This window comes from Rhizobium sp. KNZ14-9A, assembly GCF_056755015.1.
In genome coordinates this window covers 734,706-749,854 of record NZ_JBPGXB010000004.1, presented here as the reverse complement: position 1 = coordinate 749,854, position 15,149 = coordinate 734,706, and the positions used below count along the sequence as shown (strand labels likewise).

At 58.2% G+C, this 15,149-nt stretch carries 15 protein-coding genes; 10 read left to right on the top strand and 5 right to left on the bottom strand.

Going from position 1 to position 15,149, the window contains the following annotated elements; genetic code table 11:
* The first annotated feature begins 4 nt into the window (after window positions 1-4).
* The 8 genes from ACR9ZQ_RS33765 (at window position 5) to ACR9ZQ_RS33730 (ending at window position 8,286) form a co-directional block, all read left to right on the top strand.
* On the top strand, window positions 5-844 hold the full coding sequence (locus ACR9ZQ_RS33765) for an invasion associated locus B family protein (RefSeq protein WP_481429887.1): 840 nt from the start codon (window positions 5-7) through the stop codon (window positions 842-844).
* 9 nt (window positions 845-853) lie between these two features.
* Entirely contained in the window at window positions 854-2,590 is a 1,737-nt protein-coding gene (locus ACR9ZQ_RS33760; RefSeq protein WP_481429886.1) for a ShlB/FhaC/HecB family hemolysin secretion/activation protein, read from the top strand.
* Between the two features lie 278 nt (window positions 2,591-2,868).
* Window positions 2,869-3,462, top strand: a complete 594-nt coding sequence (locus ACR9ZQ_RS33755) for a flavin reductase family protein (protein ID WP_481429885.1) — start codon at window positions 2,869-2,871, stop codon at window positions 3,460-3,462.
* Between the two features lie 233 nt (window positions 3,463-3,695).
* Window positions 3,696-3,926, top strand: coding sequence for a hypothetical protein (locus ACR9ZQ_RS33750; protein WP_481429884.1), 231 nt, complete (start codon window positions 3,696-3,698; stop codon window positions 3,924-3,926).
* Window positions 3,927-4,124: 198 nt separating this feature from the next.
* Entirely contained in the window at window positions 4,125-5,000 is an 876-nt protein-coding gene (locus tag ACR9ZQ_RS33745; RefSeq protein ID WP_439018002.1) for a carbohydrate ABC transporter permease, read from the top strand.
* On the top strand, window positions 4,997-5,905 hold the full coding sequence (locus ACR9ZQ_RS33740) for a carbohydrate ABC transporter permease (RefSeq protein ID WP_481429883.1): 909 nt from the start codon (window positions 4,997-4,999) through the stop codon (window positions 5,903-5,905). Before ACR9ZQ_RS33745 ends, ACR9ZQ_RS33740 begins: the two co-directional genes overlap by 4 nt.
* Before the next feature lie 4 nt (window positions 5,906-5,909).
* A complete protein-coding gene (locus ACR9ZQ_RS33735) occupies window positions 5,910-7,013 on the top strand; it encodes an ABC transporter ATP-binding protein (RefSeq protein ID WP_481429882.1) in 1,104 nt (367 codons plus the stop codon).
* A gap of 25 nt (window positions 7,014-7,038) precedes the next feature.
* Entirely contained in the window at window positions 7,039-8,286 is a 1,248-nt protein-coding gene (locus ACR9ZQ_RS33730; protein ID WP_481429881.1) for an ABC transporter substrate-binding protein, read from the top strand.
* Between the two features lie 76 nt (window positions 8,287-8,362).
* Here the strand turns inward: ACR9ZQ_RS33730 and ACR9ZQ_RS33725 are convergent, their stop codons facing one another.
* Both ACR9ZQ_RS33725 and ACR9ZQ_RS33720 read right to left on the bottom strand, forming a co-directional pair.
* Entirely contained in the window at window positions 8,363-8,806 is a 444-nt protein-coding gene (locus tag ACR9ZQ_RS33725; protein WP_481429880.1) for a VOC family protein, read from the bottom strand.
* Window positions 8,807-8,809: 3 nt separating this feature from the next.
* On the bottom strand, window positions 8,810-9,244 hold the full coding sequence (locus ACR9ZQ_RS33720; protein WP_310389007.1) for a VOC family protein: 435 nt from the start codon (window positions 9,242-9,244) through the stop codon (window positions 8,810-8,812).
* A gap of 258 nt (window positions 9,245-9,502) precedes the next feature.
* Here ACR9ZQ_RS33720 and ACR9ZQ_RS33715 point away from each other — a divergent pair, with 258 nt between their 5' ends.
* Entirely contained in the window at window positions 9,503-10,366 is an 864-nt protein-coding gene (locus ACR9ZQ_RS33715; protein ID WP_310389005.1) for an IclR family transcriptional regulator, read from the top strand.
* A gap of 75 nt (window positions 10,367-10,441) precedes the next feature.
* Here ACR9ZQ_RS33715 and ACR9ZQ_RS33710 read toward each other — a convergent pair whose 3' ends face one another.
* From ACR9ZQ_RS33710 to ACR9ZQ_RS33700, 3 genes are all read right to left on the bottom strand, one after another.
* Window positions 10,442-11,566, bottom strand: a complete 1,125-nt coding sequence (locus tag ACR9ZQ_RS33710) for a Gfo/Idh/MocA family protein (RefSeq protein WP_481429879.1) — start codon at window positions 11,564-11,566, stop codon at window positions 10,442-10,444.
* A 9-nt stretch (window positions 11,567-11,575) separates the two neighbouring features.
* Entirely contained in the window at window positions 11,576-12,505 is a 930-nt protein-coding gene (locus ACR9ZQ_RS33705) for a sugar phosphate isomerase/epimerase family protein (RefSeq protein ID WP_310389001.1), read from the bottom strand.
* 208 nt (window positions 12,506-12,713) lie between these two features.
* Window positions 12,714-13,772, bottom strand: coding sequence for a substrate-binding domain-containing protein (locus ACR9ZQ_RS33700; protein WP_481429878.1), 1,059 nt, complete (start codon window positions 13,770-13,772; stop codon window positions 12,714-12,716).
* 226 nt (window positions 13,773-13,998) lie between these two features.
* Here ACR9ZQ_RS33700 and ACR9ZQ_RS33695 point away from each other — a divergent pair, with 226 nt between their 5' ends.
* Window positions 13,999-14,928 (top strand): aldo/keto reductase, encoded by a 930-nt coding sequence (locus tag ACR9ZQ_RS33695; protein WP_481429877.1) that lies wholly within the window; start codon window positions 13,999-14,001, stop codon window positions 14,926-14,928.
* Window positions 14,929-15,149 lie beyond the last annotated feature (221 nt).

The window sequence follows — 15,149 nt, the reverse complement described above, 5'->3', positions numbered from 1 at the left end:
TGCGATGTCGACGATTTCAGACAATACCGATCAGAGCTTGTTGCCTATACTCAAAAAGATTCATATAAATCAATATGATAAATCGGAATTCAATGCCAAGCCCACTATGGAATCCGCCGATAGGAATGGCGGGCAACCTTTTGTTGAGACAGCGTTCAGTTTGGCGAAAGATTCAATCTTTACGAGGATTGTCATGAGCCGGAAATTGCTCGTCTGGCGAGCGTTTGCGACATTTGCGAAGATAAGACGGTGGGGCATGGGATTGCGTTATTGCGCGAAAGGAATGGTCGTTCTGGGTACTACTGCAGCGCTCTTGTCTGCTGGACCGATCGTGATGCGGGGACCGAGTGCCATTGCTGCGGAGCCTCCTATCCAATCGACACGTTTCGATGATTGGTACTATCGCTGCGTTGACGCCGATACAGGCGACGGCAAGAGCGTGAGGCAGTGCGAAGTTGCGCAGATCGCCCGGGTCAAGGAGGGTGAGAAAGATGCCAATGTCCTGACACTGGCGATCGCAAAAACCGCCCCTTCCACCGGAAAGACGTCCTCTGGTACCGGTCTGCTTTTGACCGCATTGGTGCCGCTGAACGTGGTTCTGCCCGTGGGGCTCGGCCTTGCGGCAGACGGCAGGGATGTTGTCACCATCCCCTATCGCAATTGCAATCAGGCAGGTTGCTGGGCACAGCAGGCGCTGAGCAGGGACATGCTCGACGCTCTGCAAAAGGGAAGCTCCGGTGAAGCGCGACTGCGCCTGATGAACGGGCAGAACATTAATCTGCGCTTTTCCCTGAAGGGCCTGACCAAGGCTCTTGCCGAACTTCAAAAACCGTCCAGGACATAGAAGCGCCTCATGCGAAGCATTTCCCTGATGTCTTGGCTCGCGGTTTTCGCCATAGCAAGCTTTGCGGCAGCCAAAAGTTTTGCGCAATCGGCCGAACCGCCGAGATCGCCTGCAGACGAGTTCATGCGCAGGCAGACCGATCTGAAACGTGCGCAGCGGCTCAATGCCCTCCAGGCTGCCACGCCTGAGGATTCCGGGGCAGAAGCGCCACCGCAGATCGATAAGAGCGAGGGACCGTGCTTCGGCATTACGCATGTCGAGGTGCAAGGCGTTACGCTGCTGCCGCAGACAGCACTCGCGCCAGTTCTCGAACGCTATAAAAACAGCTGCATAGGCCTTGCCGACATCAACACTCTGCTGAAGGGCCTGACCTTTCTCTATGTGGACAAGGGCTACATCACCTCACGCTTCTATGTTCCGGAGCAGGACATCGCTGCAACGAAGACACTGCGTCTCGTCGCAGCGGAAGGATCGCTTTCGGATATCTACCTGAACGGTACGCCAGTCACCGCCGGCGGCGTGCTGGCAACGGCCTTTCCAGGAATGCGAGGCTGGCCGGTCAATATTCGCGACGTCGAACAAGGCCTTGACCAGATCAACCGGCTCTCCTCCAACAACGCAAAGACTGCGATGTTGCCGAGTGCGCATCCGGGCGAGTCAATCCTCAACGTCGAGAACAAGCCGGATAAGCGATGGCATCTCTCGGCCGCAAACAACAATCTCGGTCAGGCTTCGACGGGCTATTCCCAAACGTCGCTGTCATTTGGGATGGACAATCTGTTCGACCTGAACGACCTTCTCTCGCTTTCCTATCAGCACACTGGACCGGACTATCCCTGGCCGAATGACGGGGTGGGCCGAAGCAATAGCATTTCCGGCTCATTCAGCGTGCCTTACGGCTATTGGACACTGAGCTTAAACGGATCCTGGTATCGCTACAGCAGCACGATTCCCGGCAACTTCACCGATATCGAAACTTCGGGCGATTTAGGCCAGTTCGGTTTCAGCCTCGATCGGGTGTTGCTGCGCGATAAGGACTCCATCACGACGCTGAATACCGCTCTCAACTACAAACAGACCGATAATTTCCTGATGGGCAGCCGCATCGAGGTCGGCAGCCGCCAATATAGCGTCGGCAGTCTCGGCATCTCCCATTCGCGCCGGATGCTCGGTGGGGTCTGGGTGTTCGATCTCGGCTATAGCCAGGGGCTCGATATCTTCGACGCAGTCAAGCGCGGCGAGCCGGCAGCCGCCGATGCCGAGCCGGAATTCTCAAAATTTTCCGCCACACTCAATGTCACGACACCCTTCGAAATCTCCGGCCAGAACTTGCAGTATGCCACTGTAATCAACGGGCAATATTCACCGGACAATCTGTTCGGGGCCGAGCAAATCTCTCTTGGCGGCTATAGCAACATACGCGGTACCCGCGACAGCGTGCTGTTTGGCAACAATGGTGTCTTCATGCGCAACGAGATCGTCTGGCGCACGCAGCCATGGGCAAGCAGTGCTCCTCTCGTCAACAGGCTGGGCGAATTGCGGCCCTATGCCGGGATCGATTACGGCCACGTTTTCGGGCAGGAGTGCTTCAGCATCGAAAGCGGCGACATCGCCAGCTGGACGGTCGGAAGCCGTCTGGCAGGCGGGACGATCAATGCCGATCTCGGCTATTCGCACATCTTCAAGAGCACGGCAGATACCAGCATGAGAGATTTATTCTTCGTGAGCGCTGCGCTGTCATTCTAACACAGTGTCACGGTGCGACCCGATCCAACTCGTCCGATATCGCAACGACCGGCCGCGAAAATGCCTCCGCTGCACCCCCCGGCCGAGGTGTTCATGGCACATTTGCACGAGGGAGCCTGATCCCCTACCCTTGCAAACCGACAATGATGCACTGCGATCAGATTTTCTACGTGTTATCAGGAAATTACGCACTTTCGCAGCGCCTCACTTCGTCTTAAGGCGCGGAGAAATACCCGGGACTGCAACTTCACCACTGTGGGCTTCAAATGAACGAGCATATGAAGGCTGTTGAACTCAAGAAGGCCTTTCGCCTGATCAACCACGGGCCAACGATCCTGGTTTCCGCGCGCCACGACGGCATCGACAATGTCATGGCTGCCGCATGGTGCTGCGGGCTCGACATCGATCCGCCGAAGCTCACCGTCGTCATCGACAAGAGTGCCCAAACACGCACGCTGATCGAGGCGAGCGGGCGTTTCCTCATACAGGTGCCAACGGTTGCCCAGCTGTCGCTGACGCGCGAGGTCGGGAACCGCAGCCTGTTTGAAGAGCCGGACAAGCTGCAGAAGTCGGGGGTTTCTATTTTCGACGTGCCGGGACAGGACCTGCCCTTCGTGGAAGGCTGCTCGGCCTGGCTCGCCTGCAACCTGATCAATGAGCCTCATATCCAGCATGCCTACGACCTGTTCATCGGTGAAGTAACGGCGGCATGGGCAGACGATCGTGTGTTCCGCGATGGACACTGGCATTTTGAAACGGCCGGCCCTGAATGGCGCAGCCTGCACCACGTCGCGGGTGGCCATTTCTATGCGATTGGCGAAGCGCTTTCGGTTGAAGCCGAACCTGTCGAGCGCGCGCAATCCTCACTCTGAGCAGAAGGCCAATTAGCCCTTGGTCGCTCCTGCCGTCAGCCCGCCGACGAAAAGGTTCTGGATGAAGAGGAACAGGAGAGCGATCGGCACCGTCATCACCATGGAGGCGGCCATAACCGCTCCCCAATCGGTGTTGAACTCGGTCGAGAATTCGGCAAGCCCGATCGGCAGGGTCTTGACCGAGGAATGCGTCGCAAATCAGAGCGCGAAGATGAATTCGTTCCAGGTGCTGCTTGGCGTCGGTGCTCATCCGGGTCTGCGCCACCCTCCCTCGTAACTTCATCGCCTTCGAATATACGACCGGCGATCCGGACTGGTGGTACGACATCGTCGAAGGGCTGCCGCAGGCGATCGTCAAGGATGGCTTTGTCGATGTGATCGAACGGCCGGGCATGGGCGTCGACCTCGTGCCCGAACGGGCAAGACAGTATCTCGCGGAAGACCACCAGATGTTCTTCGATTGATCGGTGGTCCGAGAGCCCTCACCTTTCCAACTTCAGCGCGAACAATACCGAAGGGCGCAGCCAATTGTTATTTGACATCGCAATTTTTTGATTCCTATAGTTGATCCGTTTATGAACTGCATATAGTTCATATAGAAACAGGATAGCAGCGATCCGGAGGAGCGGAGCGCTGTCAACCTGAGGAGGAGGAGGAGGCTCATGGGAATCCGATGGAGCCGCGTCATTCCGCATCTGGCCGTTGCGCCTGCTGCGCTGTTGACGCTTGTCTTTTTCATTGGGGCGATAGGCTGGACCGTCTATCTCTCCTTCACGGCATCCAGGCGCTTTCCCGACTATGAACTGGTCGGCTGGAAGCAGTATTGGCGGCTGTTTCACGATCCGTCCTGGACCCTGTCGCTTCAGAACCTCGTCATCTTTGCCATCGGCAGTCTGCTGTCGATCGTGATGGGCTTTATTCTCGCAGCCTTGATCGACAAGGAGGTGCATGGCGAAGGCATCTTCCGCACGGTTTTTCTCTATCCGCTTGCGGTCTCGCTGATCGTCACCGGCCTCGTCTGGCGCTGGCTCTTCAATCCGGGCCTTGGCGTCGAAAATGTTCTGCACTCGATGGGCTGGGAGAGCGCCTCCTTCAATTGGCTTGCGAGCCAGGATACCGTCATGTTCGGGGTCATTCTGGCGGCGGTCTGGCAATCGACAGGCTTCTTCATGGCGCTCATGTTGGCTGGCCTGAAGTCGATCAATACCGAGATCTGGCAGGCCGCGCGCCTCGATGGCGTGCCCTTCTGGCGACTATACATCGAGGTCATCATTCCCATGATGAAACTCACCTTCCTGACCTGCATCATCCTCCTCTGCATCGGCGTTGTGAAGGCCTATGACATCATCGTCGCCATGACCAATGGCGGACCGGGCGGGGCATCGGTCATGCCGGCCTATTTCGTTATCGATGCTTATTGGCAGAAGCAAAATCTCGGCTTCGCCTCGGCGGGTGCCACCGTCATGCTTTTGACGACACTCGTCCTCTTCCTGCCGCTCGTCATCATCACCGCAATCCGGCAAAGGAGGGACGCATGACGGCGATATCCGCTACATCGCAACCCGGCCGCGCGACGAAAGTGCGCCGGCGCCCGCTGATCCGGCCAAGCCGGGTAGTGATCTTCGTCTTCCTGCTGATGGCAGCCGCCTTCTTCGCGGTTCCACTCTATGTGGTCGTCGTCACATCCTTCAAGACGATGGATCAGATCCGCGAGGGACAGATTTTCTCGCTACCCTCGCCCTGGACGGTCGATGCCTGGTCCTATGCGTGGATGCAGGCCTGTTCCGGCATGAACTGCAACGGCGTGCGCGTCGGCTTCGTCAACTCGCTTTATATCCTTGCCCCCAGTCTGGTGCTGACGATCTCGTTCTCGATCGTCACCGGCTACGGGCTGGCGCTCTGGAACGTCAAATGGGCAAACGCCTTTCTTTTCGTGCTTTTCATCTGCGCCTTCGTACCGTTCCAGATCATCATGTATCCGCTGATCAAGATCACCGGCTCACTGCATATTTACGGCACGACATTCGGCATCGCGGTCATTCACAGCGTCTTGTCGATGCCTTTCCTCACATTGATCTTCCGCAATTATTTCAAGGGCATGCCACCGCAGATCATTGCCGCCGCGATGATCGATTCCGGCTCCTTCTGGCGGATCTTCTTCGAGATCGTCCTGCCGATGTCGGGCAATATCATGATCGTCGTGCTGATCCTGATGATCACGGGCATATGGAACGACTTTCTGGTCGGCCTGACCTTCGGCGCGCAGGACACGCAGCCGATGACGGTCGTGCTCAATAACATCACGGTCACGACGACCGGCGCCAAGAATTATGCGGTCGACATGGCCTCGGCTCTGCTCACCGCGTTGCCACCGCTGGTCATTTACTTCGTTCTCGGCAGATTTTTCGTGCAGGGCATCACTGCCGGCGCCATCAAGGGATAGAGGCATGCCTTCCATCGCATTCAACAATATCGTCAAGAAGTTCGGTGCGCTGACGGTCATCGAGAACCTGAACCTCAGCGTTGGCGACGGCGAGTTTCTGGTGCTGCTCGGACCTTCCGGCTGCGGCAAGACAACGCTTCTCAATCTTCTGGCCGGCCTGCTCGAAATCGACGACGGGGAAATCCTCATCGATGAGCGGGATGTGAGCTATCTCGATCCCAAGGATCGGGGCCTCGCCATGGTTTTCCAGTCCTATGCGCTCTACCCCACCAAAACCGTGCGCGGAAACATGAATTTCGGGCTGTCCTCCCGCGGCATCACGCGGGCGGAGGCGGATAGGCGGATCGACTGGGCGTCCAAACTGCTGCAGATCGAGCACCTGCTTGACCGCAAGCCGTCCCAGCTTTCAGGCGGCCAGCGCCAGCGCGTTGCGATCGGCCGGGCGCTGGTCAAACAATATGGCGTCTGCCTGTTTGACGAGCCGCTTTCGAATCTCGACGCCAAGTTGCGCAACGAGATGCGCATCGAGATCAAGAAACTCCACAACCAGCTCAAAAATACTGTCGTCTATGTTACCCACGATCAGGTCGAGGCCATGACCATGGCGACCAAGATTGCGGTGATGAACAAAGGCGTCATCCAGCAATTCGGCACACCCGATGAGATCTACAACGAGCCGGCCAATCTCTTCGTCGCCGACTTTGTCGGCTCGCCGGCCATGAACTTGCTCGATTGTGTCGTCAGGCGTGACGGCAGCGATCTCGTTGCGGTGGATGAGAAGGACAGCATCCGCATCAGCCTCGGCGAATATAGGTGGAAGGCAAAGGCTGCGGAAGGCAAGCCCGTCAAGATCGGCTTCCGGGCGGAGGAGCTTCTGACCGAGGAGCGCCAGGACGCCGGAAATACCGTCCGATTCGACTGCCCGGTCGAGTATTTCGAGAAATCCGGACCTGACGCCTTTGCCTTCCTGACCATGTCGGGAAGGAGCATCGCCGTCCGTATCGATGGGCGTGACGCAAACCGCTATCGGGGCAAGCCGGCTCTGCCCGTCTATCTGCCGCTGACCAAATTGAACGTCTTTGACGCACCGAGCGGCCAGCGGCTGTAACCAGATTAAAAGGGAGGAATGTTGCATGACGAAATGGAATTCGCTGAAGAGACTATCGCTCCTGCTTGCTGCGACGACACTTGCCGCGAACGCCTGGGCGGATGAAGTCGTCGTCTATCACACCTGGTCCAAGCCATCCGAGATCGCGGCACTCGGCGTTCTCAGGGATGCCTGGGCAAAGGACGGTCACCAATGGAAAGATCTGTCAATCGCGCATGACTCCGGCGCCAATGTCAGCCTGATGAACATGATCACCGGCGGCAATCCGCCTGCGATCTTCATGAATTCCGATCCAGGCATCTATAGGGATCTGAACAAGCAGGGCCTCGGCGTGCCGCTCACCAAGCTGTTCGACAGCATCGGCGCCACGAAGAACTTCCCGCCCTCGGTTCTCAAGAACATTACGGTCGACGGCGAGATCATGAAGGCGCCGGCAACGGTGCATATCGACGGGATGGTTTACTACAACAAACATGTCGCCGAGGCCGCAGGCGTCGACCCGAAGTCCTGGAAGTCGCTCGACGACCTCTTCGCAGCCTTCGACAAGGTCAAGGCCGCCGGCTATATCCCGATCGCCCAAGGCGGCGATCAGTTCCAAAAGGCCTATCTGCTGCAGGCCCTGATCGCCTCGGAAGAAGGTCCTGACATCTACAATCGGTTCTATGGTGAAAAGCCCGACCGTACGGTGATCGATACGCCGGAAATGCGGGCGGCGCTGAAACGCTTCCGCCAGATCGCCGACCACACCGATTCGGGCTCGCCGAACCGCCAGTGGAACGACACGACCAATCTCGTTATTACCGGCAAGGCCCTGCTGCAGATCCACGGCGACTGGATGAAGGGCGAGTTCATGGCCGCGCAGAAGAAGCTCGGCGAGGATTTCGACTGCATCAACATCCCGGGAACCAAGGCTGTCGTCGTCACCGTCGATTCCTGGGGCTTCCTCAACACCAACAATGCTGACACCGCAAAAGCCCAGGAAGACTTCGCCAAGCTCGATGTCGATCCGAAGCTCAATGCCGAGTTCGTCTTGAAGAAGGGTGCAAGCCCTGTTCGTACCGATGCCGATACGACGAACCTTGATGCCTGCAACAAGCTCGTTCTGGAGACGCTGAAGGATCCGACGAAGCAGGTTTCCAACCCCTTCAATATGGCAGATGCTGACTGGTATCGCACCATCTGGCAGGAAGCCGACAAATATTGGAGCGATCCGAAGCGGACGGATGACGAGTTCGTGCAGGCGATGCAGGACGCCTACGACCAGATCTTCTGACATCTCGCAACGAGAGAACCCGGCAGGTGACTGCCGGGTTCTCTCGTTATTTGCCACTACCGCAGAAACAGTCGGTTCAGACTGATTCTTTATGCAGTCTTTTGATGGCCTGCAGCTGAATGCAATCCCGCGCCATCTCCATGACCTCGATCTGCGTGCCATCGGGATCCTCGATCCAAGCGCCGCGATTACCGTCGATGCCGATCTTGGTCGGCCTTGGCTTGCTGGGCTGGATGCCAACTTCCGCAAGCTCTTCGAACGTCTTGTCGATATCTTCGACGGTGAGGCAGATATGGAAGATGCCGATGACGTCAGGGCCGGATTCCGGCCTCTTCACGCCCTTCGGGAAAAGCTCGAGGTATTGATCATCGTTGATGCGCAGATAGACGATCCATGCCTCGCCCTGATCGTTGAGCAGGCGCGTCATCTCGCGAAAGCCGAGCTTCTGATAAAAGGCCAGCGACTTGTCGAGGTCGTTGACGCGCAATGCGATATGGCCGAGATGATTGAAAAGATCCATGGCTCAGCCCCGTCCATTGATGCGGCGAACGGCTGCCGTCTGCATCGCATCTGTGCCAAGCTGCATCAGTTCGATGCGGTTGCCTTCAGGGTCGGCGATCCAGGCCTGATAGTTGTTGTCGACGCCGAGCTTCTTTTCAGCCGTCAGGACAACGCCGCGGCTGGTGATATCGGCGATCGCCTCGTCGATATTCTCGACTTCGAGGCAAAGATGGTTATAGCCGACATTGGCAAAAGGCGGCGCGCTGTCGCCGACACCTTCCGGAAACAGCTCGATGAACTGCGTGTCGGTGATCCTGAGATAAACGATCCACAGGCGGCCGTCGCGCTCCAGTCGGAACATTTCGTCGAAGCCGAGCTTGTTGACATAGAAGTCGAGCGAGCTGTCGATGTTCTTCACACTGACGGCCACGTGTCCGATCGATTTCACACTCTTCATTGCATCCTCCTCCGTCTTTCCGTTTCACCGCGCGTACTGGCGCAGCCACTCGCCGAACCTCCCGATCCGGCATCTTTTCGGAACGCCGCGTGCGGAATAAATCGACGTGACGTTTCTTATTTGAACTGATATAAGTTCACGTAAGAATTTATCGGCATTCGCGCGCCGGAGTCAATCGAAAGGAGCCGCGATTGCGTGAACTCCACGCATTGCTTATGGAAGGCAAAGCATTGCCTGATGGGCCTGGCAGGATTTTCAATGACCGACATTAGTGAAGACGCCGCGCAGAAATATCGTATCCCCGTCATCGAGCAGATGGTGGAGGTGTTCGCGCTTCTGGAACGAACGCCGGAAGGCGCGACGATCCGCGACGTGGTCAAAGCGGTACGGCTGTCACGCACTACCGTCTACCGGATGCTCAACACGCTAAGCGCCTACGATTTCGTGCATCGCTCGCCAGCGGGAAGCTATACGCTCGGCCGCCGCCTCCTCACACTTGCGGCCCATGTCGCGCCGACCGTTGCGAGTTACGACCTGCTAGCGATCGCGCAGCCGCATCTCAACAAGATCTCCGAGCTTCTGGGTGAAGGCAGCAAGCTGACGGTACCATCGGGCGACAATATTCTGGTTGTCGCCTCGGCGCAGGGACACGGCCAATATGCGCTATCGGCGACGGCCGGCCAGCGCCTGCCGTTTCATGCAGGTGCGGCCGGCAAGATCCTGCTTGCCTTTTCACTGCAGGAGGACATCGAGCGGCGTCTGACCAAGCTTGAGCGCTTCACCAACCAGACGATTACCGATCCCAAGCAGATGCTTGAAGAGCTTGCGCAGATCCGCAAGCAGAATTGGGCGCGGGACATGGGCGAGCAGATGTCCGGCGTTCACGCAATCGCAGCGCCGGTCAGAGATCATCAGGACACGGTCATTGCAGCCGTCAGCGTTCCTTTCGTCACAGGCGTCGACGAAAAGCGCGTAGCAGACATCAAGCAGGCGGTGATCGCGGCCGCGCAATCGATCACCAACGACATCCGATCCGCAACGCCCGCGGCGGGGCTCGCCACAGAGAAGCCTGCACCAAAACACTCAGCTGAGAAGACGGTAGCAAAGCCGAAACAGCGATAGACGTCTAGCGGCCTAAGGCCTCTTCCCCTCGGCGGACGGTGCATTCGCGCATCGCCCGACCGGCCGGGAGGAGCCCTACGTGAACTTGCCTTCCTTCAAATGCTTCGGGATCGGATCTGGGCGGCCGCAGCTGCTGCGGATGGCTACCGGGCGCTTCGACTGGGCGGACCGTTCAAAGGCGGTCATCACCTCAAGCGCATGAAAAGCGAGTTCCGACGAGACGCGATGTGGCCTGCCGGAACGCAGTGAATCCACCATCTCGGCAGCACCAAGCCCTCTCAGGCCGAGATGACCGGGAACGCCTTCGATGTAGGGATGATCGACTGCCACCTCTTCCCAGGACTTATCACCCTCGGTGAAGATCTCGACCTTGCCCGTGAAATTGTTCGGGTCCGGCGTCACCATCGAACCCTTGGAACCGTAGATTTCGATCTGGTTGTGCTTGTGTTTGATGACGTCAAAGCTCGTGGCGATCGTCACCGTCGCGCCGCTATGGAACTCCATCACGCCGGTCAGATGCGTCGGCGTCAGCACTTTGATCGTCTCGCCGAAACGTGGCTGCGTCTTCACAGTCCGCTCTATGCGGGTGACCTTGGCAGCGCCGAAGACTTCGCGAACCGGCCCGAGAAGAGCAATCAGATTGGTGACGTAATAGGGGCCGACATCGAGCATCGGCCCGCCGCCGCGACCGTAGAAGAAGGCCGGATTGGGATGCCAATGCTCGTGACCCGGCAGAAGCAGCATGGCGGTTGCGGATATCGCCGTGCCGATGCGGCCTTCATCGTAGAGGCGCCGCGTCAGCTGATGACCGCCGCCGAGGAAAGTATCGGGTGCGCAGCCGAGCCGCAGATCGCCAGCGCGGGCAAGCGCCATCAGTTCCTCGGCTTCTTCCATGGAAACCCCGAGCGGCTTTTCGGAGTAGACGTGTTTGCCGGCAAGCAGCGCCTTCTTGCTGATCGAATAGTGAGCGGTCGGCGTGGTCAAGTTGATGATGAGGCCGATTTCGGGGTCGGCGAGCATTGAATCGAGCGACACCGACTGGACGCCGAACTGCTCGGCAAGCTTGCGCGCGGGCTCTTGGTAGAGATCATAGATCGACTTCACGCGAATGAAATCGAACATATGCAGCGTCGCGACATAGGTGGCGCTGATATTCCCGGCACCGACGATGCCGACCTTCATGGGGCTGTTCCCGCTCATTTCTGTTCCTCAGGCGATGATGATGTCGAGTTCGGCAGCGCAGTCGCGCAGGTAGCGGATGCCGCGTTTCATTTCGGAATCGAATTCCGGCGTGGCTTCCCGGAAATGGGTCCAGTGCGATGCGCCCGGTGCATCCTCGAGCTCCAGGGTGATCGGCCCGGAATAGCCGATCGTTCGCAAGGCCGCGAAAATCGCCTTCCAGTCGATCTTGCCGCGGCCGGGGCGCCAGTGGGCATTGGTGTGCCCTTCATTGTCGGAGAAATGCGTGTTGTAGATCCGGTCTCCGAGCGACAGCACCACGTAATGCGGCATGTCGCCGGCAGGAAAGAGATGACTTGGATCGAAATTGAGCCCGAGATTGGGAGCGCCCGTGCGCTCGATCAACCGCAGCATTCCTTGACCTGAGCTCACCCAGCGATAGGGATGCGGCTCGATGGCGACACGCAGCCCGGCATCAGCGGCAATGGCGCAGGCTGCCGCGAAACCTTCGACGACGACCTCATATTCCTCCGCCCAAGCCCATTCGGGCTTCACGACAGCCGACCATTCCTGGGCCGTCGGCCGCTGCAGGATCGGCCTGATATCCGATTGGAAAGGATAAGGCGTCATGCTTGTCATGATCGGCGCGCCGATCTTTGCCGCCAGCTCGACGCCGCGTTTATAAGCATCCAGGTCCACATGGGAGACCGGTGCGCCATCATCACGCGAAAATGGCAGATTGTAGAAGAAGTTAGTCAGCGTCAGCCCCTCACCGTCAGCGATCGACTTGAGCTCGCGGATCGTCTCGTCGGTGTAATAACCTAGCATGTCGACCGACCATGCAGTCAGCTCGAAACCCTTGCAACCGGTGGCCGCCAGCCGGCGCAGAGGCGCCGCATAAGGCGGATTCCAGTTGAACGTCCAAATTGGCGAGCCGAAAAAAAGTGCTTGAGCACCCACGCCGTCCTCCCATCATTATCGCAGCGTCTTTATCTTCCTTGGGAGCGCTCCAACCCGCTCCAAAAGTCAATTCGTAACGTTACGAATGCATGGTAGCAGCTATTCTGTCAACGTCTTCCCCCATGGAATTTGGGGCGCATTGCGGTAGGGAAAGATGAATTCGTAACGTTACGAATAACTTGACCCGCGCAAGATTTCTGAGGGATTTTTAGCGCAGGCTGAATTCACTGCGGCGTTCGACAAAACTGGCGCGGACAATCTCGCTCAGGCCGGATGCCGGCTCGCCCTGTATCGACCTGTAGAGGAGATCGCTGAGACGCTGTCCGATGACGAAATTCGGAAAATAATAGGTGCTGATCGGCGGATTGTAGAAATCGTGGAGACGACTGCCGGAATAGGTCACGATGGAAAAATCCTCGCCGACCTTTCGCCCAAGGTCGGCCAGAGCCGAAACGAAGCCGAGGGCTGCCTCGTCGCTTGCCACGAAGGCGCTGGTGACGTCAGGATATTTGGCAAGCGCATCCACGGCGATCTTCTTGCCGCTATCAGGCGTGGTTGCGGTGAAGAACATCCGCTCGTCAGGAACCGTCAGGTTCCTGCGGTTGAACTCAGCAGTCCAGCCCTTGATGAATTGCAGGCTGTAGGTGAACTGGCTGGAGGGCGCGACCAGCAGCGGCGCCTTGTGTCCGGCATCGAGCAGTCGCGCCGCCGCAGCCGCGCCGATCTCCTCGTGGTCGATATCGATGCTCGGATGTTTGCTGAGCAGCTCGGTGCGGCCGAAGGTGACGAAGGGCATGCCGACTTCCAGCAGATATTTCACCCGATCGTCCTGAGGCCTTGTATGGGTAAGGATGAGACCATCGACGGTCCCCTCCTCGACAAGATCCCGGACGGTCGTCAGCGGGTCGTCAGCCTGAAACTGTGGGGCGACCGTCGTGCGGTAGCCATGTTGTTTCATTGCGCCGCAGAAGCCCTCGATCAGCGAGGCCACCACGATATTCATCTCGCCCTCCCGATGGAACGGCATGATGACGCCGACGGCATGTGTCTTGCCCGTTCTCAGATTGATGCCGCCGAGGTTCGGTCGGTAACCGAGATCGGACGCGGCTTTCTTGACGAGGTCGATCGTCTCCCGGTTGACCTCGGGGCCATCCTTCAAGGCGCGGCTGACGGTCGTGACGGAAAGGCCGAGCGACTTCGCCACAGTGCGCAACGTCACCCGCTGTGCAGCCCGGCGGGATGCCGCCAGTTTTGCTTGATCCGCCACGCAGATTTCCTCCAATTTGACAGCCGATGTCCTTGCTGGAACACGGCGATCTCTAGCCTATCATGGGAGCTTCGTCCAAAGGGAGCGGCGGAATCCGAAGCCGACATCTGCAAATTCCCGACGCCATCGGTCGTTGACAGCAACAGCTCCGGCTAGCCACGCGGCCGGCGTTCCCGTAATAAGCGGATAACCATTCAGTTATTTCGCAACCCCTGAGGTATTCATCATGAAATTCTATAGGCTTCCGCAGACCGACCTCGACGTGTCGAGCATCATCCTCGGAATGATGCGGATCGCCAATATGAGCAATGGCGAAATCCAGCAGCTGGTCGGCGGCGCACGCGATGCCGGCGTGACCTTTATCGACCATGCGGACATTTATGGCGGTGCTCCGCATCGCTGCGAGGCTCGTTTCGGCGAGGCGATTTCCCTCACCGCCGCCGAACGCGAGAAGCTTGTCATCCAGAGCAAGGTCGGCATTCGCAAGGGATTTTTCGATTTCTCCGCCGAGCATATTCTGGCATCGGTGGATCAGTCGCTCGCAGCGTTGAAGACTGACTATATGGACGTGCTTCTGCTGCATCGCCCTGACACACTTGTCGAACCCGAGGAAGTCGCAGCAGCCTTCGACACGCTCAAATCTGCCGGCAAGGTCCGCCATTTCGGCGTTTCCAACCATACACCTGGCCAGGTCGAACTGCTCAAGACCGCGGTCACGCAACCGCTCATCGTCAATCAGGTGCAGCTCAGCATCACCCATGCGCCGCTGATCGCATCGGGCGTTGCCGCCAATATGGCCGGGCTTGATCAGTCGATCGATCGCGACAACGGCCTGCTCGACTATTCCCGAATCAACGGCATGATGCTGCAGGCCTGGTCGCCGTTCCAGAAGGGCTTCTTCGACGGTGTCTTCCTCGACGACCGTGAAAATTTCGGCGATCTGAACGACGCCATCGACGAACTCGCGAAGGCCTATGGCGTCACGCCGACGGGTATTGCGGTTGCGTGGATCACCCGTCATCCGGCAAAGATCCAGGTCGTGCTCGGCACCACGAAGCCGGAACGTGTGGTCGAAGCCGCGGCCGGCTCTTCTGTCTCACTGACCCGCGAGGAATGGTATCGGCTGTTCCGAGCTGCAGGACATACCGTGCCCTAACCTGCCCGAAGAGACGGTCGCCCGTCAGTTGGGTGGAACCTTTCCCCAATCCGGTCAATGAGTAACGCCGAGCATCGCCCCGCAGATCTCCTCGTGGTCGATCGTGCGAGTGCTTAAACTCTAGGCCGGCGTTTGGAGGGGCGACCACCTGGTCCAACGCTTCCCGGCCATTGCGCACCGCCTTCACGCCCGTCATGATGCCTCATCCTCAGCATATACGG